We start from the raw sequence: 2,184 nt of genomic DNA, 5'->3' as shown, positions 1-2,184 counted from the left end.
GGCTGGGGGAGTCGGGCAGTGGGGTGGTGGTGATGGCGAACTCGGACAACGGTGGGCTGCTGTTCGAGCGGATCATCAACAGCGTGGTCGCGGAGTACGGTTGGAAGCCCATCCCGAACCACCAGGACTCGCCGGTGATGACGGCGGACCTGCTCTCGCGCCTCAAGGGAACGGACGCGGTCCTCGCCTGGTACCGGAAGGCGAAGGCGGAAGGGACGGTGCAGGGCCTGTCGCCCAGGGTGCTGAACCACGTGGGCACCGGGCTGATGATGGCGGGCAAGACGCAGGACGGCCTGAAGGTGTTCGAGGCGAACGCCGCCCTCTACCCGGACGTCGTGGAGGTGATGGGCGGCCTGGGCGAGGCCTACGTCAAGGCAGGCCGGAAGCCCGACGCCATCGCCACGTTCAAGAAGGTGCTCAAGCTGGACCCGAAGAGCGAGGGTGCGCTGGAGGCACTGAAGATGCTGGGCGCGAAGCCCTGAACACTCACAGCGCCATGTACGCGCGGGCCGCCGTCACGGAGTAGAACTTCCCTTCTGGCAGCACGTACGCGGTGAGCTTCCCGCCGTACACACAGCCAGAGTCCAACCCCAGCGCGAAGGGATGTCTTTGCAGGCCCCGCATCGCGTCGTGGCCGAAGACCACCAGCTCCGGGCCCTTCCACAGGCTCCCCCAGGGCTCTCCCGCCTCCAGCCGCTTCGACGGCGTCCCGTCCGCCGCGATGCTGCGCATGTTCAGCAGGAACTCCTCCTTCTGCTCCGAAAGCGGCACCCCCGGCACCAGCCCCGCGTGCACCGCGACCACGTTCAGGTCCTCGAAGCGCTCGTAGGAGGGCAGCGCTCCCAGGTAGGCCCAGTCCTCCGCCGTCAGCGTGTCCAACACCTGCCGGTGCTCCGGCTTCAACTTCTTGCCCTTGGCCGCCTTGCCCGCGTGCCAGCGCAACACGTGCGCGTCGTGGTTGCCCTTCACCGCGCGGAAGCCGTGCTCCCTCGCCCTTCGCACCACGCCCGCCGAATCCGGCCCCTTCGCCACCAGGTCCCCCACCAACACCACCCGGTCCCCCGACGTCCAGCCACACGCCTTCAGGAGCGCGTCCAGCTCGCTCGCACAGCCGTGCACATCCCCGATGAAGAGCGTTCGCATCTCTCCCCCTCTTAACGCACTGCCCGCATCCGCCCTGCCCGGATTCTCGGCCTCCACCCGGGTTGGGGAGGGCTCGCGCGGTGCGTTACTCGGAATGGGTGCGCAACAGCCGGCTCAGGCTCACGTCCAGCTGGCTGGAGATGAGCCGCAGCACGCTGTCCAGCTGCGAGCGCGTCAGCCGCAGCCGCTCCGTCAGCCGCTGGCGCGTCCCATCCAACAGCTCGTCCTGCGCCCCCACCACCCACCGCGCCGCCGTGGAGCGGTGGACGCCGTACAGCGCCCCCAACTGGTCGATGCCCAGCCCGTCCAGGTACTTGAGCCGCAGGAAGTTGCGCTGCCGCGCCGACAACGCCGCCAGCGCCGCCGCGAACGACGCGCTGAACTCCGCCCGGTACGTCTGCTTCAGGTACGCCAGCTCCGGGTCGTCACCGGGCGCCACCAACATCGACAGGTCCCCGTCCTCCGACTGCGCCTGCCCCGAGCGCTGCCGCTGCCAGTCCAGCGCCAGCCACAGCGCCGCCGCCCGCACCCAGCCCGCCAGCGGCCCCGTCCCCGGGTACGCCGCCAGCCGCGCCGGGGAGTCCGCGCTGCCCACCAGCATCCGCTGCCGCAACAACTGGCGGACCTCGTCCAGCCCGGCCGCCGGCAGCTTCAGCCGCGACACCGCCGCGTCCACCTCCGGCATCAGCCGCGCCTCGAACGTCGCCAGCGCCGCCGGCAGCCCGTCCGCCGCCGCCCGCGCCAGGTACACGTCCACCATGTGCAGCTTGCCCCACGCCGCCTCGTCGCCGTCCGCCGGCACCAGCCGCGCCAGGTGCGCCGCGAAGCGCGGGCCCTCCAGCGAGACGCCGGGCCAGGCCTGACGGGCCGCCTCCAGCGCCGCCGCCAGCCGCTCCTGGAGGACGGGCAGGGCACTGGCCGGCTCCGTACTTCCTCGGGCGGTCATGAACGCCTGGGCTAGGGGCAGATCCGGAGAGGCCACGCTTCAGAACACTAGCACCGGCCACTGTCAGGCCGCCGACCCCCCCTTCACGTCGCATC

3 protein-coding genes are annotated in these 2,184 nt (G+C 71.1%); 1 reads left to right on the top strand and 2 read right to left on the bottom strand.

Annotated features, from left to right (window positions below; translation table 11 throughout):
- Nucleotides 1-482, top strand: a 482-nt coding sequence (locus D7V97_RS42520) for a tetratricopeptide repeat protein (RefSeq protein WP_120616214.1), incomplete at its 5' end; no start/stop codon positions are given.
- 4 nt (nt 483-486) lie between these two features.
- Here the strand turns inward: D7V97_RS42520 and D7V97_RS42515 are convergent.
- Together D7V97_RS42515 and D7V97_RS42510 are read right to left on the bottom strand one after the other, a co-directional pair.
- The gene (locus D7V97_RS42515) at nt 487-1,143 is read right to left on the bottom strand and encodes a metallophosphoesterase (RefSeq protein WP_120616213.1); all 657 of its coding nucleotides are present in this window, start codon (nt 1,141-1,143) and stop codon (nt 487-489) included.
- 85 nt (nt 1,144-1,228) lie between these two features.
- Complete coding sequence (locus D7V97_RS42510) at nt 1,229-2,089, bottom strand: transcriptional regulator (RefSeq protein ID WP_120616212.1); 861 nt, start codon at nt 2,087-2,089, stop codon at nt 1,229-1,231.
- Nucleotides 2,090-2,184 lie beyond the last annotated feature (95 nt).

It is taken from the genome of Corallococcus sp. CA053C, assembly GCF_003611675.1.
Lineage (GTDB): Bacteria > Myxococcota > Myxococcia > Myxococcales > Myxococcaceae > Corallococcus.
This window is presented reverse-complemented; position numbering and strand designations above follow the sequence as displayed.